The 20,812-nt window shown below is 64.4% G+C and carries 27 protein-coding genes and 1 pseudogene; 14 read left to right on the forward strand and 14 right to left on the reverse strand.

The genetic code is table 11. From position 1 onward, the window contains the following. Positions 1-21: 21 nt before the first annotated feature. Positions 22-1,707 (reverse strand): hypothetical protein, encoded by a 1,686-nt coding sequence (locus OG716_RS11295; protein ID WP_405137586.1) that lies wholly within the window; start codon positions 1,705-1,707, stop codon positions 22-24. Between the two features lie 200 nt (positions 1,708-1,907). After that, positions 1,908-2,321 (reverse strand): hypothetical protein, encoded by a 414-nt coding sequence (locus OG716_RS11300; RefSeq protein WP_405137587.1) that lies wholly within the window; start codon positions 2,319-2,321, stop codon positions 1,908-1,910. A 32-nt stretch (positions 2,322-2,353) separates the two neighbouring features. Between OG716_RS11300 and OG716_RS11305 the strand changes: the two genes are divergently transcribed. Further along, on the forward strand, positions 2,354-2,968 hold the full coding sequence (locus OG716_RS11305) for a GNAT family N-acetyltransferase (protein WP_405137588.1): 615 nt from the start codon (positions 2,354-2,356) through the stop codon (positions 2,966-2,968). A gap of 225 nt (positions 2,969-3,193) precedes the next feature. After that, complete coding sequence (locus OG716_RS11310; RefSeq protein WP_355127776.1) at positions 3,194-3,469, forward strand: YggT family protein; 276 nt, start codon at positions 3,194-3,196, stop codon at positions 3,467-3,469. Between the two features lie 83 nt (positions 3,470-3,552). Here OG716_RS11310 and OG716_RS11315 read toward each other — a convergent pair whose 3' ends face one another. The 3 genes from OG716_RS11315 to OG716_RS11325 form a co-directional block, all read right to left on the reverse strand. Then, the gene (locus OG716_RS11315; protein ID WP_405137589.1) at positions 3,553-4,335 is read right to left on the reverse strand and encodes an SAM-dependent methyltransferase; all 783 of its coding nucleotides are present in this window, start codon (positions 4,333-4,335) and stop codon (positions 3,553-3,555) included. 271 nt (positions 4,336-4,606) lie between these two features. Then, a complete protein-coding gene (locus OG716_RS11320; protein WP_405137590.1) occupies positions 4,607-5,512 on the reverse strand; it encodes a hypothetical protein in 906 nt (301 codons plus the stop codon). An 811-nt stretch (positions 5,513-6,323) separates the two neighbouring features. Then, positions 6,324-6,632, reverse strand: a complete 309-nt coding sequence (locus OG716_RS11325) for a hypothetical protein (RefSeq protein ID WP_405137591.1) — start codon at positions 6,630-6,632, stop codon at positions 6,324-6,326. A gap of 144 nt (positions 6,633-6,776) precedes the next feature. On the opposite strand from OG716_RS11325, the gene OG716_RS11330 reads away from it, so the two are divergent. Continuing rightward, complete coding sequence (locus OG716_RS11330) at positions 6,777-7,130, forward strand: hypothetical protein (protein ID WP_405137592.1); 354 nt, start codon at positions 6,777-6,779, stop codon at positions 7,128-7,130. A gap of 31 nt (positions 7,131-7,161) precedes the next feature. Here OG716_RS11330 and OG716_RS11335 read toward each other — a convergent pair whose 3' ends face one another. Then, the gene (locus OG716_RS11335) at positions 7,162-7,614 is read right to left on the reverse strand and encodes a MarR family winged helix-turn-helix transcriptional regulator (RefSeq protein ID WP_405137593.1); all 453 of its coding nucleotides are present in this window, start codon (positions 7,612-7,614) and stop codon (positions 7,162-7,164) included. 49 nt (positions 7,615-7,663) lie between these two features. Here OG716_RS11335 and OG716_RS11340 point away from each other — a divergent pair, with 49 nt between their 5' ends. Then, positions 7,664-8,161 carry a heme-binding protein gene (locus tag OG716_RS11340; protein ID WP_405137594.1) on the forward strand — a complete coding sequence of 166 codons (498 nt, stop codon included), beginning with the start codon at positions 7,664-7,666 and terminating at the stop codon, positions 8,159-8,161. Positions 8,162-8,501: 340 nt separating this feature from the next. After that, entirely contained in the window at positions 8,502-9,254 is a 753-nt protein-coding gene (locus OG716_RS11345; RefSeq protein ID WP_405137595.1) for a hypothetical protein, read from the forward strand. Here OG716_RS11345 and OG716_RS11350 read toward each other — a convergent pair. Next, the gene (locus OG716_RS11350; protein ID WP_405137596.1) at positions 9,235-9,813 is read right to left on the reverse strand and encodes a GNAT family N-acetyltransferase; all 579 of its coding nucleotides are present in this window, start codon (positions 9,811-9,813) and stop codon (positions 9,235-9,237) included. The genes OG716_RS11345 and OG716_RS11350 overlap by 20 nt on opposite strands. 119 nt (positions 9,814-9,932) lie before the next feature. On the opposite strand from OG716_RS11350, the gene rox reads away from it, so the two are divergent. The 3 genes from rox to OG716_RS11365 all read left to right on the forward strand — a co-directional run bounded on the left by rox (position 9,933) and on the right by OG716_RS11365 (position 13,095). Then, on the forward strand, positions 9,933-11,360 hold the full coding sequence (gene rox, locus OG716_RS11355; RefSeq protein WP_405137597.1) for a rifampin monooxygenase: 1,428 nt from the start codon (positions 9,933-9,935) through the stop codon (positions 11,358-11,360). Positions 11,361-11,515: 155 nt separating this feature from the next. After that, positions 11,516-11,923: a YciI family protein gene (locus tag OG716_RS11360; RefSeq protein ID WP_355127786.1), complete on the forward strand. Its 408-nt coding sequence runs from the start codon at positions 11,516-11,518 to the stop codon at positions 11,921-11,923. Between the two features lie 26 nt (positions 11,924-11,949). Then, on the forward strand, positions 11,950-13,095 hold the full coding sequence (locus OG716_RS11365; protein WP_405139631.1) for an RNA polymerase sigma factor: 1,146 nt from the start codon (positions 11,950-11,952) through the stop codon (positions 13,093-13,095). A gap of 75 nt (positions 13,096-13,170) precedes the next feature. Here OG716_RS11365 and OG716_RS11370 read toward each other — a convergent pair whose 3' ends face one another. Genes OG716_RS11370 through OG716_RS11385 form a run of 4 tightly spaced genes read right to left on the reverse strand, consistent with a single transcriptional unit; the run spans position 13,171 to position 14,942 of the window. Beyond that, positions 13,171-13,560, reverse strand: coding sequence for a Scr1 family TA system antitoxin-like transcriptional regulator (locus OG716_RS11370; protein WP_405137598.1), 390 nt, complete (start codon positions 13,558-13,560; stop codon positions 13,171-13,173). Between the two features lie 13 nt (positions 13,561-13,573). Beyond that, on the reverse strand, positions 13,574-13,810 hold the full coding sequence (locus OG716_RS11375) for a helix-turn-helix domain-containing protein (RefSeq protein WP_405137599.1): 237 nt from the start codon (positions 13,808-13,810) through the stop codon (positions 13,574-13,576). Positions 13,811-13,828: 18 nt separating this feature from the next. After that, positions 13,829-14,359, reverse strand: a complete 531-nt coding sequence (locus OG716_RS11380; protein WP_405137600.1) for a DUF6879 family protein — start codon at positions 14,357-14,359, stop codon at positions 13,829-13,831. After that, positions 14,346-14,942, reverse strand: a complete 597-nt coding sequence (locus tag OG716_RS11385) for a hypothetical protein (RefSeq protein WP_405137601.1) — start codon at positions 14,940-14,942, stop codon at positions 14,346-14,348. Before OG716_RS11385 ends, OG716_RS11380 begins: the two co-directional genes overlap by 14 nt. Positions 14,943-15,096: 154 nt before the next feature. Here OG716_RS11385 and OG716_RS11390 point away from each other — a divergent pair. Next, positions 15,097-15,207: pseudogene (locus tag OG716_RS11390) on the forward strand (LysR family transcriptional regulator); the annotation flags it as partial. Positions 15,208-15,281: 74 nt separating this feature from the next. On the opposite strand, the gene OG716_RS11395 reads toward OG716_RS11390, so the two are convergent. Then, positions 15,282-15,461 carry a hypothetical protein gene (locus OG716_RS11395; protein ID WP_405140312.1) on the reverse strand — a complete coding sequence of 60 codons (180 nt, stop codon included), beginning with the start codon at positions 15,459-15,461 and terminating at the stop codon, positions 15,282-15,284. Positions 15,462-16,009: 548 nt separating this feature from the next. Here OG716_RS11395 and OG716_RS11400 point away from each other — a divergent pair. Beyond that, positions 16,010-16,438, forward strand: coding sequence for a hypothetical protein (locus tag OG716_RS11400; RefSeq protein WP_405137602.1), 429 nt, complete (start codon positions 16,010-16,012; stop codon positions 16,436-16,438). 155 nt (positions 16,439-16,593) lie between these two features. Here OG716_RS11400 and OG716_RS11405 read toward each other — a convergent pair whose 3' ends face one another. Further along, positions 16,594-16,734: a hypothetical protein gene (locus tag OG716_RS11405; protein ID WP_405137603.1), complete on the reverse strand. Its 141-nt coding sequence runs from the start codon at positions 16,732-16,734 to the stop codon at positions 16,594-16,596. 218 nt (positions 16,735-16,952) lie between these two features. After that, entirely contained in the window at positions 16,953-17,225 is a 273-nt protein-coding gene (locus OG716_RS11410) for a hypothetical protein (protein ID WP_405137604.1), read from the reverse strand. Between the two features lie 194 nt (positions 17,226-17,419). Here OG716_RS11410 and OG716_RS11415 point away from each other — a divergent pair, with 194 nt between their 5' ends. From OG716_RS11415 to OG716_RS11430, 4 genes are all read left to right on the forward strand, one after another. Next, a complete protein-coding gene (locus OG716_RS11415) occupies positions 17,420-18,712 on the forward strand; it encodes a lipase family protein (protein WP_405137605.1) in 1,293 nt (430 codons plus the stop codon). A 114-nt stretch (positions 18,713-18,826) separates the two neighbouring features. Beyond that, entirely contained in the window at positions 18,827-19,435 is a 609-nt protein-coding gene (locus OG716_RS11420) for a hypothetical protein (RefSeq protein ID WP_405137606.1), read from the forward strand. Then, positions 19,432-19,905, forward strand: a complete 474-nt coding sequence (locus OG716_RS11425; protein WP_405137607.1) for an NUDIX hydrolase — start codon at positions 19,432-19,434, stop codon at positions 19,903-19,905. The genes OG716_RS11420 and OG716_RS11425 overlap by 4 nt, the downstream gene beginning before the upstream one ends. A 29-nt stretch (positions 19,906-19,934) precedes the next feature. Beyond that, the gene (locus OG716_RS11430; protein ID WP_405137608.1) at positions 19,935-20,807 is read left to right on the forward strand and encodes a helix-turn-helix domain-containing protein; all 873 of its coding nucleotides are present in this window, start codon (positions 19,935-19,937) and stop codon (positions 20,805-20,807) included. The last annotated feature ends 5 nt before the right edge of the window (positions 20,808-20,812 follow it).

Genomic DNA, 20,812 nt, shown 5'->3' on the forward strand with positions numbered 1-20,812 from the left:
CCCACAGCCGTAGCGGATACCTCAGGGCGATCGCGACGGCTCGGAAGCAGCTGCGGACTCGACCAGCAAGCGATGCAGGACCTTTGCCGCGCGAGAGGGGGCCTCGTCCAGCTCGGCGGCGGCAAACGATGCGGCCAGGGCGGACATCGGATCGAATCCGGTGCTGGACGCTCCGAGTTGCCCGCGCCACCGCCGGTAGCCAGTGACCACGGTGGCCATATGATCGGTGCTGCGGGCGCCGCTGATTCGCAGATACTCGGCGATCAGTGTGCGCTGGGCGGTTCGGCGCGCCCGGCCGGCACCGGCCAGGTCCAGAATCCGGGCGAATTCGAGGACCACCGCAGTTTGAATCGGGCGATCCAGAGCAGCTGCGGTGCGGTCCGGGACGGCCGTTGCGCCCAGACGGCGACAGCTGATCGTGGCCTGATCGAGAATGATCCACGGACGCGGCTCCCTCGCCCCGGAGGTCGCCGGTTGCGGGACCCGGATCTCGATACCGTCCAGTGACACCAGGTATCTGGCGAGCAATGAGTCCACGGCCGATGCAAGCTCCACTGCCGCGGGCTCGTCCATGCCGGAGGCTTCGAAACCGGAGAGCTCCAGTCGATGCCTGGCAGCCAGTTCACGGACGATCCCCAGCGCCTCGGCCTCCGCGCCGACAATCGGCGTCGGGCGGCCGAGGGCTTTCGCACGGCGTCGCGGCGGCACAGATTTGACCGGCGGTCGGGCGCGCGGCGGAGTGTCTTTCGGCGCCGAGATACGCGGCGGCCTGTTGCCGGCCGGCGCGTCGGACGCTGGACCGGGTTTGGACCACGGTGTGTCGACGGATGAACGCGACCAAGGCGTGCCTTCGGGTGCGGCTACGCCGGGCCTCGCGGAGGTCGGCGGCGAGGGTGTGCAGGACCGCTCCGCGGGCATCCATGGTGACGCGGCAGGGACGCCGGACTGCCGGTCGACCTCGCCATTGGCCGAATCCGCAGGCGAATAGCCGGTTTTCGCATCAACCTCGGCGGGACCCATGGACCGAGAATCTCCGGATCGGCCCGCATCGAGGGCGCCAGGGAAATCGGCCGAGGTGGCCGCGCCATGGGACGGGACGGGCGCTGGCAGATCAGGCCCGGCCACGGCACTGGGCAGTGATACGGCGCCGGGGCTGGACGTCGTCTCCGGCGAATTCGATGCTGACGAAAGGTGCGGTACGCCTGCCTGTCCCGATCCGCCCTGCTCCGACAGCGACGCCGGCTGCCGCAGTGACCGCGCTGCCGGTTCACTCCGGCTGGCGAAGGAGGTGGGCAGAACGCCGTTTGGAGTGCCAGAGAGTCCGTTCGGAGTTCTTGCGAGGCCGTTCGGAGTTGCGCGGCTCACGTCGGGCGCAATGTCGACAGCTGTGGCCGCTTCCGAGTTCTGCAGCAGGGCAGCACTATCCGAGTCCTGGTTGTCGAACTCGTTTGCCACATTCGATACTTCGCTACCAAGTGCCCTCATACCGGATACAAGCCCGGTCAGATTGCGGATCCCCTGTTCCACGTCGGGCAGGTAGTTCTTCGCGAAGGCCTTGCCGCCGGCGTCGTTCCCCCAGCACGCACCCTCCCGATCGACGGCGCCGGTGAGCTCGGTGAGAGCGGACGCGGCCTCATCCGCGAGCCACCGCAATTCCGGAAGCGACGCGCGGAGCGCGTTCGGATCCACGTCCAGGGGCTCGCTCATATCACCATGCGACCGACTGATCCCAGTCGATGACGATCTTGGTTCCGGCTACGGTCGCCACCCTTCAAGCTCCTGTCATGAGGCAGGCAGACTGCGCTCGGCGCCGAACAATACTGTCCGGCAGGCCGGTTCATGCGAGCGCTGTTCCCAAGGCGGGGAATCGGCGCAGCCGCATACACACGCCGGAATCCCACGCCGAGTCAGCGGTTGATCAGTTGATCGAAATTCTCTCCCAGCACCCGGCGCAGCACATCGGGGTCGGCGATAGCGGCTTCCACGGTGGTACGTGCCGCGAGCACATCACCGTACGGCGTATTCGATCCGAACAGGCACTGCTCCGGAACCGCGTGCGCCGCCGACTTGACCATGAAAACCTGTAGCGCACTCGACAAGTCGATGCACAGGTTCGGACGGGCGACGGCCAGGTCGATCAGGTCCATGGCATTGAGTCCGCCGAGTGCGCCGACGATGATCGGCACGCTCGGGGAGCGCTCGGCGAGAGCTGCATGATGCTGGGCCCCAATGCGGATCTGGACACGCTCCGCCCCGCGATTTGCGCGGCAGCCCGCCACCTCGCCGCGCAACCAGGCGACACCACCGGCGCTTGATGGCAACCGCCGCGGTGTCCACCCAGTACCGTGAACGCATGGACGTCACGGTTCGCCCGGCACTGCAAGAGGACATTCCCGCACTCGCCGAGGTGCTCGGACTGGCCTTCACCGACGATCCGCTCATCGCCTGGCTGATTCCCGAAACCGCCACTCGCACAAAGCGAGCGGCCATCATGTTCGACAGTCTGGTCAGACACCAGTACTTGGCCGACGGCGCGGTGGAGGTGGCACTGGATGACACCGGCGCGATCGTCGGCGCAGCGGTATGGTCGCCACCCGGTAAGTGGCACGCCTCCGAGTCCGATTTGCTCCGCCAGTTCCCCAGCCTGTTGCGCGTATTCCGCCATCGCCTGATCAAGGCGGGCCGGATGTCCGATCGCATGGCCGCGGCTCATCCGCGAGAACCGCACTGGTACCTCGCGATCATCGGGACGCTGCCGAGTGCGCGCGGGCGCGGCTACGGTCAGGCGCTGCTGAACTCGCGCCTGGAGCGCTGCGATGCGGAGGGCTCCCCCGCCTACCTGGAATCCAGCAAGCCCGAGAATGTGCCGTACTACGAGCGATTCGGCTTCGACAAGACCGGCGAACTCGACGCGACCAAGGGCGGACCGCTGCTCTGGCCCATGTGGCGCGCCTCCCGCACCGAATGAACCTACCGTTCGGAGAGCGTTAACACGCCGGTCAGAAGCCGGTCGGCCGTGATCTTGCGCGCTACGATCGGCGGAACGTCGACCCTGAACGGTATGTCCGGATTCGGACCGTGCAGGCTCGACCTGACAGTCCACTGAGAAGACGGCTCGTCAGGCACTTTCACACCGACCGCCCGCGTTGATACAGGTAGGGCGGCCGGCGCGGCCACCACAAAGGAGTTGGTCATGAGTCTCATCGGGGCGGTGCTCGGATACCTGTTGACGGCCTTCGTGCTGGTGATGTTGGCCAGGATGGTGCTGGACTGGATCTCGATGTCCGGAAATCTGCCGGAGTGGGCGGTGAAGGCGCGCGATATCACGCATCGGCTGACCGAGCCGATTCTCGCACCGGTGCGGCGGGTCCTGCCGCCACTGCGCGCGGGCGGGTTGGCGATCGATCTGGCCTTCACGATCGTGTTCATCATCGCGCTGGTGCTGCGGTCGGTGGCATTCAGTCTGTAGGCGACCACGCGAGTAAACGAAACGGCCCCCGGTCCGGCGATATCGCCGGACCGGGGGCCGAACTCTCTTGTGCCCGTGCCGGACTAACCCTTACGGGCCATCCCGGAGACGATCATCTCCTCCCAGATGCTGAGTTCGTGCACGGTCGCATCGGATACCGGACGCCACTTCACGCACGGGGTCACGCCCGGCTCGAGCAGTTCCAGATCGCCGAACAACGCGTCGATCTCCTCATCGGTGCGCCAGCGACCGTGACCGAAGGCCTCCAGAATCTTCCGTTCGGTGGCGACGGCCTCGCGGGTACGGCCGGAACGGAAGTGCGAGAGGTAGATCCGGCTACCGGCCGGTACCTGGGCAGCCCAGTACTTCACCACGCCCGCCGGGTCTTCCTCATCCTCCAGGAAGCTCAGCGTGACCGCGAAGAGGAGCCCGACCGGCTCCTCGAAGTCGATCAGGCGTGCGACGGCCGGATGTTCGCGAATCCAGGACGTTTTGCTGACATCGCCTTCGACCATCTCGATGCCGTCGTCCACGGCGAGCAGCGCGCGCCCGTGCGCGACCACAAACGGATCATTGTCCACGTAGACGACCCGTGCGTCCGGCTGCTGCCGGCGGACCACCTCATGGACGTTCTCCTCCGCGGGCAGCCCGCACCCCATATCGATGAACTGACGAATGCCGTCGGCCGCCATACTTTGCACAGCGCGGAGCACAGCCTCCCGGTTGGTAATCGCGAGCTGCTCGGACCCGGGCAAGTCGCCCATGAAGTAGTCGCCGACATTCTTGTCGACGCCGTAGTTGTCTCGTCCACCGAGCACGTAGCTGTACACGCGCGCCACACTCGGCCGGGATTGCCGCGCTCGCATGGCGTTGATATTCAAGTGACACCCCTTTACCTTCCGTGCGCCGGCGGTCGCCGGTGGCACGGGTAGTCCTGTCGGCCAGAACCTTTACCTGAAGATCATTCCAGATCAGGTCCACGCTGAGCGCTCTTTCACCCTGACGATACAGCTGCACACCCCAGGAAATCTGCCGCATCGTTGCACGTTCCGATGTCTTTTCAGATGTACTGGACAGTTGGGCGAGACGCCGAAAGGTGCTGAACCGGACAAACACTCGCGAGCTGGGCTTTCCCGCCTATACCCGCTCGGTCTCCACCGCCTTCTTGGTCCGTTCGGCCAGCAGACTGTCGAGTTGGCTTTCCGCACGCTCGGCCCGAGCCAGGGTTTGTGAGCGCGCATCGTCGAGGGTTGCCAGCCGGGCGGCGGACTCCCTGCTCGCCTTCTCCAGGGCCGTCGCCGATTCGGTACGCACCGTAGCAATATCGGCAGCCGCCTGGCGGCGGAAATCGGCAAGTTCGGTACGGGAGCCCTCGAGTTCTTCGCGCAGCCGCCTGACCTCGTCGCGAGTCTCGGCGAGCACCTGATTGCGTTCGGCCACAGCCTGTTCCGCGCGTTCGATGGCACGCTCGGCATCGGCGGCGCGCTGTACGGCGAGATCGCGTTCGGCGGCCGCGGCCGTCATGCGCTGGGTGCTGTCGCGCCGCACCTGCTCGACCTCGGTCACCGCTTTGGACCGCGCCTTCTCGATCTCCTCGGTCGCCTGCTGGCGGGCACGCTCGATATCATTGGCGGCCTCGCTTCGGGCAGTACGGATCTCGGCGTCCGCATCGGTGCGGGCGGCGAAGACATCCTCGGCCGCCTGCTTGGTCATGCGCTCGACTTCCCGCAGTGCATCGTCGCGAGAGCTGTGCGCCTCCGCGATTCGCGCCTCGGCCTCCTCGGCTGCCGCCGCGGCGTCCTCTGCCGCTGCCTCCGCTGCCGTCCGGGACTCTTCGGCCTCGCGGCGCAGTCGCTCCGCGGCGGACGCCGCCATCTCGGACTCGGCAATCCGTCGTGCCGCATCGGCCTGCACGGCCTGAATCTGCGCCTCGGCCACCGAGGGATCTGCGAGCGTGGACAGTTCCGCCACCGCCCCCGACAAGGTGTTCCCCAGCTGGTCCGCCAGCGTCCGGAACTGAATCAGCAGCTCATCGGCCCGCATTCGAGCGACTCCAGCCGGACCCTGTTGCGTCACAGTGACGTTCGCGGTAGGTGCCTCGACCTCCCCCTGTTGTATCCGCTGGCGTTCTCGCCAGGCCCGCCAACGGGTGGGGTCCGGGTGATCACAGTATTCGGAGGGTCGTCCGGGGGTCCCGTCGCGCGTAATCGTTCGGGTACAGCCCGGGTAGTTACAGGTGCTCGCCACCGGCAAATCGTAGCGTTGGTTTCGTCGTTTCCAACGCAACAACACGAAACGAATCCTTTTGCCCCCCAAACCAAACCCCGCCTTCCTGACCCCCGATAAGTGAACGTTATCGGTTGTCAGGCTTCCCCATATCCCCCGTCAACGCCATAATCTATTACGTTGCGTTTGGTTGCCCACACGCTACGTAACCGCAACGGAACCACTCAAAAACTGTGCACCCCTGTACACCCGTCCCATTTCCGTCGCAGGAGTGAGAAGTTCGAATGAGGGCCACTACTTTGGTCCTATGCGGCAGGATCTCTACCCCACTCTGGACAACGCGGATTTTCCGAGCATTGTGATTCCGCTGCAGTCCGCGACCGGGCTGGTGACGCACGCACACCCGCAGCATCAGCTGACCTGGGCGCCGGAAGGTGTGCTCACGATGGTGGCCGAGGACTGGCGGTGGTCGTGCAGCGGGCGCGGGCACTATGGATTCCCGGTGGGACACCGCATTCGGTGGTGCCCGCGGCCTCGGCTGAGATATTGTCGCTGTACTTCGATGCCGCCGATTGCCCACTGGATTGGCAGCAGCCCACCGTCGTTGACGCGTCCGGGCTCGGTAACTCTATGGGCGGGTAGCGAACCACTTCCCGGCCGCGAAGAAGACTGCGGCGGCAATGGTGGCGGCCAGGGCTGTTTCGGTGACGTGGGTGAACAGCGCGTACTGGCCTTCGATGGACGCCGCACGCGCGGTATCGGTCGATAGTGGAGTCGCCGAGGCGAATTCCGGCGGCACGGCGTGGACCACAGTCGTGCCGCCGCCGGCGGCGACGCCGTCCAAGAACTGGGCACGCAGGTCTGCCGTCACAGTGACATTGTGGGCGGAGACATTGTGGGCGGACTGGATGGACATCCAGTCCGTGCGCCGCCGCATCGCGCGCACGGTGGCTGAACATCGCTCTCACAGGCAGTTTCGCCTACCCGACACGGTCACCCGCAGTCTTTCGCCCTGCTCCCCCGTGCAAAGCTGGACTCGAGCATCACCGCTGACACCCAGACCACAGGGACGGAATCCGACTTGTCCGAGGCAGAACCGATCAGCTGGGACCATCTGAAGTCGCGGCAGCCCAGCGACGCCGAACGTGCTGCGCTGCAAGCAGAGCTGATCGAGCGGGCTGTCGCGGTGAAGCAGCGCGGGTGGGACGACTATCGCGATATCTGGTCGGCCGGGGACGTCGCCGGTGTCGCATATCTACTGGGCGACACCGCGCTCCTGGAGGAACTCGAGGAGCACGAGGGCTCGGTGCTGACTCGTTACGCCGGGAAACTCTACGGATTCCAGGGCGCGCGCAAGGAGATCGAGTCCGGCTTGGTCGGCACCCAGGGCTGGTTTGCCGCCGCCCGCAAGAAGCTGGACAGGGCCACCGCCTAGTCTGATCCATGACCGCTGTCACGTTCCCTTATCAACCGGTCCGCATCGGTTCCGCCAGTCCCAGAACACGACTCAGCAGCACAGTAAGACTGTCTCGCTCGGTCGCCGATAATGCGTGGCACAGATTGTCCTGGACCGCGGTCAGCGTCACGTCCCATCCGTCGAGTCGCCGTCGCCCCGCTTCGGTGAGGGTGACCAGGTTGCGGCGTCGGTCGGTGGGGTCCGGTGCACGTTCCACGTAACCTTGCTCAGCCAGTTCAGCGACCATGGCGTGCATATCGCTCTGGTCGATTCCACACCGCTGGCCGATCTGCACTTGACTGCTCGGGCCGAACTCCTCCACCGCGGCGAGGATCGCGAAGTGGTAGGCGTGGGCGCCCGCAACGGCCATCGCTTCTTTGACGAGCTGATGTGCCCTTGTCGAAGCCTTGTTGAGCAGCCAGCTGGGTTTGCTGCGCAATCGGGTAGGGGCGTCCATCTCCATGGACGAATTCTAGCCAATCGCTTGGTCGCTCCCACTAATCCCGCTATTCTTGGTCAAGCCAAGCTTGGTTGACCCAAGGATAATGGAAGTTGGAGCTATGTCACTCACTCTGAACGAAGCCCGTGCTGTCAGCCTTCGGGCGCGCGAGCACGCCGAAGCGCTCGGTGCGACGGTCACGATCGCGATCGTCGACGCCGGCGGGCACCTGCAGATTCTCGATCGAATGGACGGTGCGAATCCCCTGTCGGCCCGAATCGCCCCGGCGAAGGCAGCCGGCGTTGCACTGTTTCACCGTGACAGCAGCGACCTCATAGGTCTGGCGGAGGCTTACCCCGCGGTGTTCGCGCAAATAGTCGAGGTAGCGGGAACACCCATCGTGGCAGGCAGGGCAGCTCGGCTACTCCGACGCCAGGGTGTCGTCCTCGGTGCGATCGCAGTCGCTGGAGGGACGCTCGATCAGGACGACGAGTGCGTCGACGTTGGGGTTGATGCCCACACGCTCGCTACGTCGACACCGGTGTCCGCTCAGGCGAGCTTCGCCGAGTAGCGGAAACGGCGAATGTGCCGTAACGCACTGGCCTCCAGCGCATTACGGCACATTCCAGATAGCGGTAGTTCACCGGAACCCCTTCACGGAACACTTCCGGGGCCGATGAATCGCCCTCCGCCGAGAGCCCGAACTTCAGCGGCAATCTGCAGCAACAGCATGTGTGCAACAGGCGCAATCATCCAGACAGCGTATGCACAGCAAACATTTGAATCAGGCTCTGCGCGTTGTGAGATGCTGCTCCTTCTTTGGTGTAAATATCAGCGCTATGACCGCACCGTTATCAATTCGCAAATTAGCCGTCGCCACCGTGGCCCTGAGTGCGTCGATGGTGTTGCCCGTGGCCTCTGCACAGCCTGGTCTGCCCGCACCCGGTGGCGGGTTCCAAGCCTGTACCGCGGTGGCCTGCGGCACTATCGGCTATGCCTGGGCCGACGATTCCGGCGCCCCGGTAGGGCATGTCACCGTCGCACATCTGGTCTCCGAAGTGGGACAGCAGGTTACGTCCACGGCGTTCAACGGTGTCCCCGCGACCACCATGACGACGCTCAAGAGCACGCATGACGCCGATCTGTCCGTGGTGTCGCCGGTGTCGGCGGATCTGTCCTCGTCGATCACCCTGTCGGACGGCACGGTGCTGACCGCGTCCGGCTACGCCTCCGAAGGCGATGTCAAAACGGGTGAGCGAGTGTGTCATTCGGGATGGAACCCCACGACGGCGGCCATGCACGAGGCCTGCGGCGTCGCGGACTCGATCGGGCCGACCGCCAAATGCCGAGCCGCCGGCACCGGAACCAGCACGTGCGTACTGCTGGTCGCGCCCCCGGCCGGGAGCTGGATCGGCGGTCCCGGCGACTCGGGTTCGCCCGCCTACAGCTACCAGCCCGACGGCAGCATCACCGTGATCGGCAACTACAAGGGGACCACGACCGACGGCAAGGCCATTATCGAACCGGTCTACGCCGCAATCCAGATCTTCGGCGGGCACCCGTATCTCGGCGCCTCGATCATTCCGCACGGCCCGCTGCCCTCGAACCTGACCACCGGATCGAACGGCAACCGATCATCGAAACTCAGCCCTGCCGGTCTTTGATCCAGAACATGCCGCGGCCCGACTCCGCGGGCGCACGAACCTCGCGTGGTTCGATCCGGTCGAGACGGTAGCCGAGCCGTCGAGCAACCTCGGCGCTGCGGATATTGGCTGCATCGCAACGGATTTCGGCGTGATCGATACCGGGCAGCGCCAAAGCGATTCGAGTCAGCTCGGCAGCGGAACGGGTGATCACGCCGCGACCGGTATGCGCGGCGTGACACCAGTAACCGATTTCCAGCGTGCGCGGGCCGACGCGGTCGTGGATGCCGATCGCACCCAGCACGGTGCCCGCGGCATCGAAAATGCCGTAGTTGCAACTGCCCCCGGGACTCGGCCAGCTTTCCGCCATCGCAGTGCTGAACGCGCGCTGCCGCTCCAGTGTCATGGGTTCGGCGAGCCAGTCCATCCAGGGATGTATGTGATCGAAGGAAGCGGTGATTGCTTCGAACCGTGGAATCAAGTCCTCGGGCCGCCAGTTTCGCAGCACCAGATCGCCCAGGTCGATGTGCTGCGGTGGTGCGATTCCGGGTGCGAGCGCTGCCGGTTGCTCAGTGTCCATGTCCGGATGTATGCCCTTCCCCCTCTCAACATATAGCGCACCCGGGGGCTTGCGGCAAGACCCCGGTGGTGCTGCAGAATCTCCAGCCGAAGCCATAACCAGCGGAAACAGGGGGTTTGATGATTGATGTGATCATTGCCGGTGGCGGGCCGACCGGCTTGATGCTGGCCACCGAATTGCGGCTGCAGGGAGTGCGGGCGCTCGTGCTGGAGAAAGATGCTGAGCCGACCGAGATTGTGCGGGCGCTGGGCATGCACGCGCGCACCATCGAGGTGATGGACCAGCGCGGTCTGCTGGATCGGTTCCTCGCGCTCGGCAAGCAATACCCGCTCGGTGGTTTCTTCGCCGGCATCAGCAAGCCGCAACCCGAGCGGCTGGACACCTCGCATGCGTACGTCCTCAGCATTCCGCAGCCGGTCACCGTCCGACTGCTGACCGAACATGCCCTCGAGGTCGGCGTCGAAATTCGCAGTGGCAGTGAACTACTCGGGTTCACTCAGGACGACGAGGGAGTGACCGTCGAACTGGCTGACGGCACCCAGTTGCGCTCGCGCTACCTCGTCGGTTGCGATGGCGGCCGCAGCACGGTGCGCAAGCTGCTCGGCGTCGAATTCCCCGGTGAATCCAGCACAGTGGATACCCTACTGGGCGAGGTGGAGCTCACCGCCTCGGCGGAAACGCTGACTTCCGTGATGACCGAAGTCCGCAAGACGCAGTTGCGATTCGGCGCCATGCCGCTCGGGAACGGAATCTTCCGGCTGGTCGTGCCCGCCGACGGTGTTGCCGAAGACCGCAGCGTCCCACCGACTTTGGACGAGGTGAAACAGCAGCTGCTGGCGACCGCAGGCACGGACTTCGGTGTGCACTCACCGCGCTGGCTGTCCCGATTCGGCGATGCCACCCGCCAGGCCGAGCAATACCGAGTCGGCCGAGTGCTGCTGGCCGGTGACGCGGCGCATGTGCACCCGCCGATGGGTGGGCAGGGGCTGAATCTCGGTATCCAGGACGCGTTCAATCTCGGCTGGAAACTCGCTGCCGCGATCAATGGCTGGGCGCCGGACGGGCTGCTGGACAGCTATCAGGCCGAACGGCATCCGGTCGCCGCCGACGTGCTGAGCAACACCCGCGCGCAGATGGAACTGATGTCTCTCGAGCCTGGCGCGCAGGCGGTGCGCCGACTGCTGTCGGAGCTGATGGACTTCGATGTGGTGAACCGGTATCTGATCGAGAACATCGTCGCGATCGGCATCCGCTACGACTTCGGTGAGGGGCATGAACTGCTGGGGCGGCGGCTGCGGGACATCGCGCTGAAGCGAGGTCGCCTGTATGAGCTACTGCACGACGGTCGCGGACTGCTGCTCGACCAGACCGGGTTGCTATCGGTGGAGGGCTGGGCGGATCGAGTCGACCGTGTCATCGATGTCAGCGAGGAACTGGACGTGCCCGCGGTGCTGCTGCGGCCGGACGGCCATGTGGCGTGGGTCGGCGACGATCAGCAGGACCTGCTCGACCACCTACCGAAATGGTTCGGCGCTGCTGCCGGTTGACGCCGCGGCCATGGCGCGGCGTGGTCATATGCTCGTGAGCGGGTTGTGTTGCAGGATCGCCGGAAAATGTCGTGACGGGATGTCGAGATCCCGGACACGGCTCCGTCCCCGAGGTGAAGCGGCCGCAATGGGCTGTACCGCATCAAGGAGAAATGATGGCTAAGTACTTGCTGCTCAAGCACTACCGTGGCGCGCCCGCGGCGATCAACGATGTGCCGATGGATCAGTGGACTCCGGAGGAGATCTCGGCCCACGTGCAGTACATGAACGACTTCGCCGCCCGGCTCGAGGACACCGGCGAGTACGTCGACAGTCAGGCGCTCTCTCCGGAGGGGACGTTCGTCCGCTTCGACGGCGAGGGGCGGCCGCCGGTCACCGACGGACCGTTCGCCGAGACCAAGGACGTGATCGCCGGGTGGATGGTGATCGACGTCGATACGTACGCGCGGGCGCTCGAGCTGGCCGGTGAATTGTCGGCGGCTCCGGGCGCGGGCGGGAAGCCGATTCACGAATGGCTCGAATTGCGCCCGTTCCTGGGCCACGCTCCGACGATCACCGAGTGACCGGACCGGCCGGGGCAGATCAGGTGCTGGATGAGTTGCTGCTGCGGGAACTGACTCCCACCGTGATCGGCGTCCTCGTGCGTCGCGGAGTCGACTTCGCGACGGCCGAAGACGCTGTGCAGGAAGCACTCATCCAGGCCGCGCTGTCCTGGCCGGACCAGCAGCCCGCCGATCCGAAGGGCTGGCTGGTCACCGTCGCCTGGCGCAAGTTCCTCGATGCCCACCGCTCCGAGGCCGCGCGTCGCGACCGGGAGCTGCGGGTCGAGGCCGAACCAGCTCCCGGCCCGACCGAAGCAGCGGACGACACACTCCAGCTGTATTTTCTCTGCGCGCATCCGTCACTGACACCGGCTTCCGCCGTCGCGCTGACGCTACGCGCGGTAGGCGGTCTGACCACAAAGCAGATCGCACAGGCCTACCTCGTGCCGGAAACGACTATGGCCCAACGCATCAGCCGAGCCAAGCGAACCGTCTCAGGCATCCGCTTCGACCAGCCCGGCGATGTCGGCACCGTCCTGCGCGTGCTCTACCTCGTCTTCAACGAGGGCTACTCCGGTGATGTCGACCTCGCCGTCGAAGCGATCCGCCTGACCCGCCAACTGGCTCGCAAAACCAAACACGAGGAGGTCGCGGGCCTACTCGCACTGATGCTGCTCCACCATGCCCGCCGCCCCGCCCGAACCCGCCCCGACGCCAGCCTCGTCCCCCTGGCCGAACAGGACCGCACCCGCTGGGACACCCGCCTGATCGCCGAGGGCATCGACATCCTCCAAACAGCCTTGGCCCGAGACAGATTGGGCGAATTCCAAGCCCAAGCCGCCATAGCCGCCCTCCACGCCGACGCCCAGACGGCCGACGAAACCGACTGGGTGCAGATAGTCGAGTGGTACGACGAACTACTCCGCCTCACCGGCAACCCCATAGCCCACCTCAACCGCGCCGTAGCAGTGGGCGAAGCCGACGGCCCCCAAGCCGGCCTGGCCGCCCTGACCCCCCTCGACCCCTCCCTCCCCCGCTACACCGCCGTCGCCGCCTACCTCCACGAACGCGCCGGCGACCCAGCAACCGCCGCAACCCTTTACACCGAAGCCGCCCACTCAGCCCCCAACCTCCCCGAACGCGACCACCTCACCCGCCAAGCCGCCCGCCTCAAAGCCCAGCTCCGCGGCTGAGCGGTCGCCGAACGGAGGTATCGCTCAGCCAGAATGCGGGGTACGGATGGCAAACCACCTATGGAGCGCAGGGGATCAGCGACGCTGCGCTATCGCTTTTTGAATCAGAATGCGGGCGGCCTCGCCGTAGCTGGTCTGTGCACGGAGCAGATCGAACAGCTTGCCGTACAGCGCGATCTCTCGCGGCTGGGTGATTGTCAGTTCGGCGGTGACTGTCTCGACAATCACCAACTTGTTGTCGTACATGACAAAGCTGTTCGTTGCCGGCCCTTCGTAGATGGCCGCGCTGGGCAGGATTCCCAACTGCACGCGAGGCAAGGCCATGGCCGTCAGAAGTCGATCGAGTTGTTCGACCATCACCGGGTCTTGTCCCGCAGTCGTGTGGAGCACCTGCTCGGCGATCACGAACGAGAAGCGGCGGGTTCCGCGGTACAGCACCTGCTGGCGCTCGATCCGCGCCGTCACACCCTCTTCGATGTCATTGGGGATGTCGTAGAAGCGGATGAATCTGCCGAGGATCCGGGAATTCGTCGAGGCTGTCAGTTAGCGTGCACCAGGCCCGAAGGTCCGCCTCTGACGGAGTTTGCTTGCCGTACTCGATCTTACTGGTTTTCGACTCGTGCCAGCCGGCCGAATCCGCCAGCTTGCGCCCGGTGAGTCCGGCGTCACGGCGAAGCTCCCGGAGACGTGGCCCCGAGAGCTTCCCGTTGTTCATGCGCGGCACCGCCGTGGGTCACTGCGCCCCCGACTCGCGGAAGTCGAGATAGGGGACGGCCAAACCCCAGGCGTAATCTCGAATTCCCTGGCAATAGGCCACAATTCGAGGGTCGTTCGTGACGGCGCCTCCCACCCAATTGCCGGCCGGATCGAACGTGGTGAACGATACGATCGCATCATCCAACAGCCACCAGTCATCTGTACCGAGCTGGAGGCGGTCGGCCAGATGCCTTGGCAGGTATCGGATCTCCTCCCCTGCGTCAGTATTGTGCCGGGTGATCTCCAGCATCCACCGTTGGTAATCGGTGAGCGGGACTGTGACGACCTGAGCCCGGCGCATCGTCGCGCCGCGAGAAGAGATCTCTCGCACCAGGCTCAGCCAGTCCTGGAACCAGGCGTAATCGTCCTCGATGCCTCCGGCCAGCCAATTCCGATACGGCTGATCACCTCCAGGTGACTCGTAGTCGTCCAGCAACTCGAGGTGAAACGCCTCGGTCTTGCTGCTGCGAATCAGATTGTTGACCTCTGCAATGTCAAGCTGCTGCACCGAAATACGTCCTCTGGCGGCGGGGAACCACGATCGCGGTTTCATTCTCCTCGAGTTTCAGCACCGCGAGGGTCTCCGCATCGGTGACTTGCTGCCCACTGAGGGTGAACGTGCCTCGCCCTGTGTCTGTGAGCGGCACACCGATGAACAGGTCGTGTTCGGCGAATCCCAGTAGCACATGCGGGATTTCGACGACCCGGGCGTTGGTCGGCCGTCCAAACGGGTTGGCCGACAGCGCTTCCGGGTGCACGGTAATGCCGATGAGCGGCAACTCCATACGCCCTCTGAAGCTCGCGCCATCAATGCTCGAGCTTCTACATATTCGGGGAACCGTTTGCGTCGAAGCCGGCATGTGGCGTTGGAGGATCAACCCCGATAACCTAACGGCCGCAGTCGATGTCAGCGCTCGCTCTCGGGCCCGGATGACCCCGATCGCGTTGGTTTCCACGACGATTCGCACGGTCGGGGGATCGGCCGTGCTGGGCGTCTGCGGCATGCTGCCGGTGATCGCGGCGCTGTTGATCCCGCGCGCCCACGCAGAGTCGCCAGCCGAGGGCGCCCAGGCCCCGCCGTGATCTCGCATCAGATCCCTTTGTTCGCACCGGTCACCAGCGCGATCTTCTGTTTGCTCACGCCATCGATCTTGGTGCGGACTCGGGTGGGGCGTCCAAGACCGCTGGGTGGGCGGCGATACCGCACGGGTATCGGTCGCGGTCAGCGCTGGATGCGATGACGCGGTGGAGACGTGGGAGCTGCGCTATTTCGTCGCCGTCGCGGAGGAGTTGCACTTCGGGCGGGCGGCGCAGCGGCTCGCCATGGCGCAACCACCGCTGTCACGGGCGATCCAGGGTGAACTTTCCGTGCAATCGATCGCCCTCACCGACAGGATTTCGACAATCCACGCGCAAGTTGCACGAGAAGTTCACTTCTGCAGGCGAAGTATGGATTGTTCACCGCTATCGGTGAGGATCTGCAGGTAGGTTCCACCTACCACATCGAACTGCGGGATCTGCGTGGGAATGGATCGGTTGTCTTCTGGGACAAGGACACCCACGCTACGATCGACGGCCTGGTCCACCCGGTCAACAACGTCGTCGGCCAATCTGTCGTCTGGACTCCTCGCGTGGCGGGGTATCGGACCATCTACTTGGCCCCCGGTGTCGATGGTCCGGTATTTGATTGGGTGCGTGTCCACGTTCGCTAGCTCGATTCTCGGAGAAGCCGACCTCGGCCGCGCCGTCTGCGGTCGGAGTTCACCGACAACGAGCGTCAAAGTTCACCGGCGTAGCCACGACTTCTGCGTGACAAGCAGTAGCGGCGATAGGGTGGCTGCCTCCGGAATCGGGCGATTAGCGAACCGAATGGATCTCCAAGCTGGACAAAGCACCAAAATGCCGATGAGCGAGCACGTCGTGAGATCGGCCCGTCGATCGACAGCACGAAATAGTCAGGGTGTCAGTGTCATCGGGGTTCGCTATCCTGCCGCGTGAACTACAACATTCGGCTGTATCTGGTCGATCATGAAGCGTTGAAGGCAACGATCGGATCCAAGAGCAGTGAGCTCTTCCACGCGGTCGCCGCCACCTTGCCGGACTCCCGTTCGGCCTCGATGGCCCGGCAGAGAGCGAAAGACTGTCCGCCATTGAAGCTTTGCGGGCTGTCATCGACGGCGGGCCATTCGAAGAAGAGCACGCGATCGACTATCTGGAGGCCGTGGAGAACATCTGCGTTCACCTCGGTGGCGAGTCCTTCGACGATCCTACGTTCAACTCTGGCTGGATATCTCGGGTCAATCGTGCTTTCGACGACATGGCGCTGGCGATCGAAACGTACGACATCTTGGAGCGTTACCCATACTTACTAGGACTTCCCGAGATCGGGGCCTTGGATGTCCCGGCGGGTGGCGGCTACTGGAGCAATGAGGACTGCGTGCTTACGGTCACGCAGCGGGAAACCGCTGACGTTGCTGTAGTCAACTCCTTGGATCAGGAATTGCTCAACGAGGTCGAGCAATATGTCTGGTGTTGTGGAGAAGCCAAGAATGCAGGCAAGGACATCGTCGCTATCTGGGGCGAATGAGCAGCCCTCAATGCGATTCGTCCAACGCACTCTTCTGCCGCATACCGCGCTGAGTGGAACGGTCAGCGCGGCGCGGTGGAAGATCTACCGCCCGTGCTGGTTTGAGCGTCCGAGACGTCCGCTATTGCCGATGACATCTACCGACAGATTCGTGACTATGACATGTGGCCTACCACCAGGCCCATGAGTTCGTACACCACGAACGCGAACGGGACCAGAATCAACCCGATCATCAATACAAGTCCCAGTGCTACGAGGACCCATGCCTTTGCAATACGCCAAGCTACAGTGATCACCGGATCACCTTGCCGTGCATCGGATCCCATGTACCCTCCCTGGAATCCGGACCCTATCAGCATGGCGAGCCGACCGCCTGGCGGCAGATACTCACTTTCGCCACAGCTCGAGTGTGATACCTCCCCGAGTCCTGTTGATTCCTGAGCGACTGACACCATCAGCAAAATCCTCAATTGCCGCATACCGCGTTATCTGAACCGGTCAGATTCCGGCACGCCTACGTGCTGAAGGTGGCGCGCCACAGGATGATTCGGTGCCGTGATGCTGTGGAATGTCTCCGCGCCAACTCGTCCAACTCGTCTCGATAAAGTTCGCGGGTCTGATCCGGCACGGTGGTGATCGACCATCCGATCTTGTCTTGGTGCGCCAGAGTGAGCCCGAGTTCTTCACCGAGGGCGCGGTATCGCTCGTTGTGCCAACGGCCCTGGCGGCTGGTGTCTTTGAGGCGTTGCGCACCTGGGCCGAAACCTAAATGGCCGCGATCGACCACGTCAACGACGCCTTCGCAAACTCGTCGCCATCGACCGATCCTGCCGCGCAATGACTCTCGTCGCCGCCTCGGACGTCTAACCGTCATCGAGCGATCTTTGCCGCCGTTTCTGATACCTGTTCCAGTTTGAGGAGGTACCGTGACTGCCATCTTGGGGGCCTAGGGAGTCGCCCCCTCCGGGGAGGGGAAGTCAAGTGGTAGACACTGCCGTATCCAGCTGTGGCGCAAAGAGTTCGGCATTCAAGCGCAGCCAGCTGCGCTCGGCCCTGATCGCGGCTTCGGCCGTGTTGTGCTTGGCCGGAACACCGACGGCGGTCGGCAGTGCCGATCCGGTGCTGACTCCGCAGAGCGACCCGTTCTATACCCCACCCGCCGGGTGGGACTCGCAGGCTCCTGGCACCATTCTGAATTCGCGACCTGTCGAGGTGGCCTCGATGGGGCCGCAGGCGCAGGACGCCGACGCCTGGCAGCTGCTGTATCGAACGACCGATGTCGACGGGAACCCCATGGCGACCGTGACGACGGTGCTGCGCCCGCGAAACGGGCAGGTCAAAGGTCTGATCTCCTATCAGGCCGCCGAAGACGCCTCGGCTCCACAGTGCGCTCCCTCGTTCACACTCCGGCAAGGAGCACCGGTTCGGAACAAGTACGACGCCAGTCTGGATCTCATGACGGTCGACCAGATCTTGTCGACCGGTCACGCGATTTCCATCCCCGATTGGGAGGGGCCGAAAGGGACGTTGATCGCCGCGAGACAGCCGGGTTACCTCACGCTCGACGGCATGCGGGCAGCCGAGGGTTTCGCGCCACTCGGCCTGTCCGGCACCGATACTCCGGTAGCCGCGATGGGCTACTCCGGCGGGTCGCTCGGCACCAGTTCGGCCGTGCAGATGCAACCGATCTACGCGCCCGAACTACGACTGGCCGGGGTTGCCATCGGCGGTTGGCGAACGGACTTCGGCAGCTACCTGAAGGCGCTGAATTCCGGTCCGTTCTCCGGTTTCATACCGGCGCTTCTGCCCGGCATGTTGCGCGCCGATCCGCGTCTGGCGGCCGTATTCGACAAGTATCTGACGCCCGCCGGGCAGGCCCTGATGGCCGCGGGTGACAGCGAATGCGTGACGTCGAACGTGGGCCAGTACCCGTTTCTGCGTATGGACGACTACCTGACGATCCCCTTCTCGCAACTGCTCGAGGAGGTACAGCCCTTGTTCGCCGATCTCGACTTCGGCCCGGTAGTACCGACCGCGCCGATGCTCCACTACCACGCCGTGCACGACGAAATCGTCGACATCGCGGTGAGCGATCAGGCGGTGGCACAGTGGTGCGCGGCGGGGGCGCAAATCACCTATATGCGAGACCAATTGAGCGACCACGTCAGCCTCGCGATCACCGGGACGCCCGCAGCCCTGCGCTGGATCGACGACCGCATGGCGGGCCGGCCCGCACCGGCTGGCTGCTCGACGAGTACGGTGCCGTCCATGTAGGCCGATGGCGCCGCGACGACCCATCACTGTGTCCTGCGTCAAGATCTGGGCAGGCTTTGAGGGGGTGAGGTTGACGGACGTGCTCGACCGATCCGGCCCTGCCCACATCCTGTAGTGCCTGCGGCGGACGACCGGGCAGGTGACTACCGCGTAGAGTGCTCGGCCAGTTGCGCGGAGATCATCTCCGTCAACGACATCGAAGCCACCTTTTCGAAGACGATGAGCGATATGCCGAACGAGCTGTGGATATCACTTCTCCTCAAAGCGACAGAGCAGATCGATCTCGTCGGCTACGCGTACCCCTTCGTCCTCGAGTTGCTCCCCAACGCGGCCGACATCATCGCAGCGAAGTGCCGCGATGGAGCTCGGGTGCGGCTCGCATTCGCTGACCCGGATTGCACCCATGTAATCGAGCGAGACAACCTCGAACAGATGCACGGCACCTTGCCGGGGCGAATCCGCAACGCGCTGAGCATGCTTGGCCAGCTGAGGGCTACGCCGGGATGCGCGATCGGGTTGCACACAATGCATCTTTACAACTCGGTGTTCCGATTCGACGATCAGATGATCGTCACGCCCTACCTCGTGCACGCACGCGGCTATCAGCACCCCGCCTTACACCTGAGAAACCTTTCTCCACACGGGATATTCGCTTCCTTTGCCGATCAGGTCGAACAGATATGGGATACAACGACTCCCTATATTCAAGGAGATTTTCGATGAGCGGACGGCATGACTATTACCGAGATCCCAATGCGCCCAAGGCAAACAGTCTTGTGCCGGGTGGGTCTGCGCTGGTTGTCGATGCTCAGGGGGCGATTCTTCTGCAGCGGCGAAGGGATTCGGGGAACTGGTCGTTGCCGGGGGGAATTATGGAGATCGGGGAGACGCTCGAGGAGTGTGTGGTGCGGGAGACCAAGGAGGAGTCGGGGCTGGATATCGAGATCACCGGGCTGCTTGGGATTTACACCGATCCGGAGCATGTCATCGCGTATGCCGATGGTGAGATTCGGCAGGAGTTCAGTGTCACGTTTTACGGGCGGGTCTGTGGGGGTCAGGTCGCGGTGAGTGATGAGTCGACCGAGGTTCGGTTCGTGGGGCTGGATGAGGTTGCAGACCTTCCGGTTCATGACACTGTGCGGCTGCGGCTGCGACATCATGCCGAGCAGCGGGCGCTGCCCTATCTGGGCTGAAGCCGCTCGTATGTCCGTAGCCTGGACGGGTGGGAGCTGTGGACTTCGGCCGCGAGACTGATGCGGGTTGGGATTTCGCGGCCGCGGCCGATGCCGGGCCGCTGGGCGCCGCGATGATCGGTTACCGCGATGTGGGTGGTGGTGGGCTGGACCTTCGGATTGCGGGGACCGCGGCGGTGACTGTGGTGATCGGATTCGGGGATCAGGAAGTCGTCGTCGACGATGCGGTGGGGCGGCGGGGACTCGGCGGGTTTGTTGTCGGGCTTCCCATCGAGGCTATGCGCGTTCGTTGCCGGCGGGCCGAGTGCATCGAGGTGCGGTTGTCGCCGGTACAGGCGTATTCGCGGTTGGGCGTTTCCCCGGCGGATCTGGGGCGGGGTGTTGTCGATCTGGAGGAGCTGTGGGGGTCGCGAGCTCTGCGGTTGCGTGAGCAACTGGCGGACAGCCGGACCTGGGACGAGCGGTTCGCATTGACGAAAACGTTTCTGGCGCAGTGCGAGCGGCCGCTGCGGACACCTGATCCGGAGGTGCTCGCCGGGTGGAATCGCATACTCACGTCCCGTGGTCAGGTGAGGATCGGCGAGCTCGCCGAATCGCTCGGATGGAGCTATAAGCGGCTGGGGGCGCGGTTCGAAGCGCAGATCGGGCTGGCGCCCAAGCGGGCGGCGATGCTGGTTCGATTCCGGCACGCGGTCGACGGTCTGCTGGCGGGGCGCCCTATTGCCGACGTCGCGGTGGACAGCGGGTATACCGATCAGGCGCATCTGTCCCGGGATGTGTCGATCTTCACGGATCACACGCCGGGGGCGCTGCCGCAGCTGTACCTCCCCGCCATTTCACGGCAACGGCACCGTGCCTGGGGAGAATTTTTCCAATACCGCGCGGGGTCGCTCTCTCGATAGTGGTC

Source organism: Nocardia sp. NBC_01388 (genome assembly GCF_045040085.1).
Classification (GTDB): domain Bacteria; phylum Actinomycetota; class Actinomycetes; order Mycobacteriales; family Mycobacteriaceae; genus Nocardia.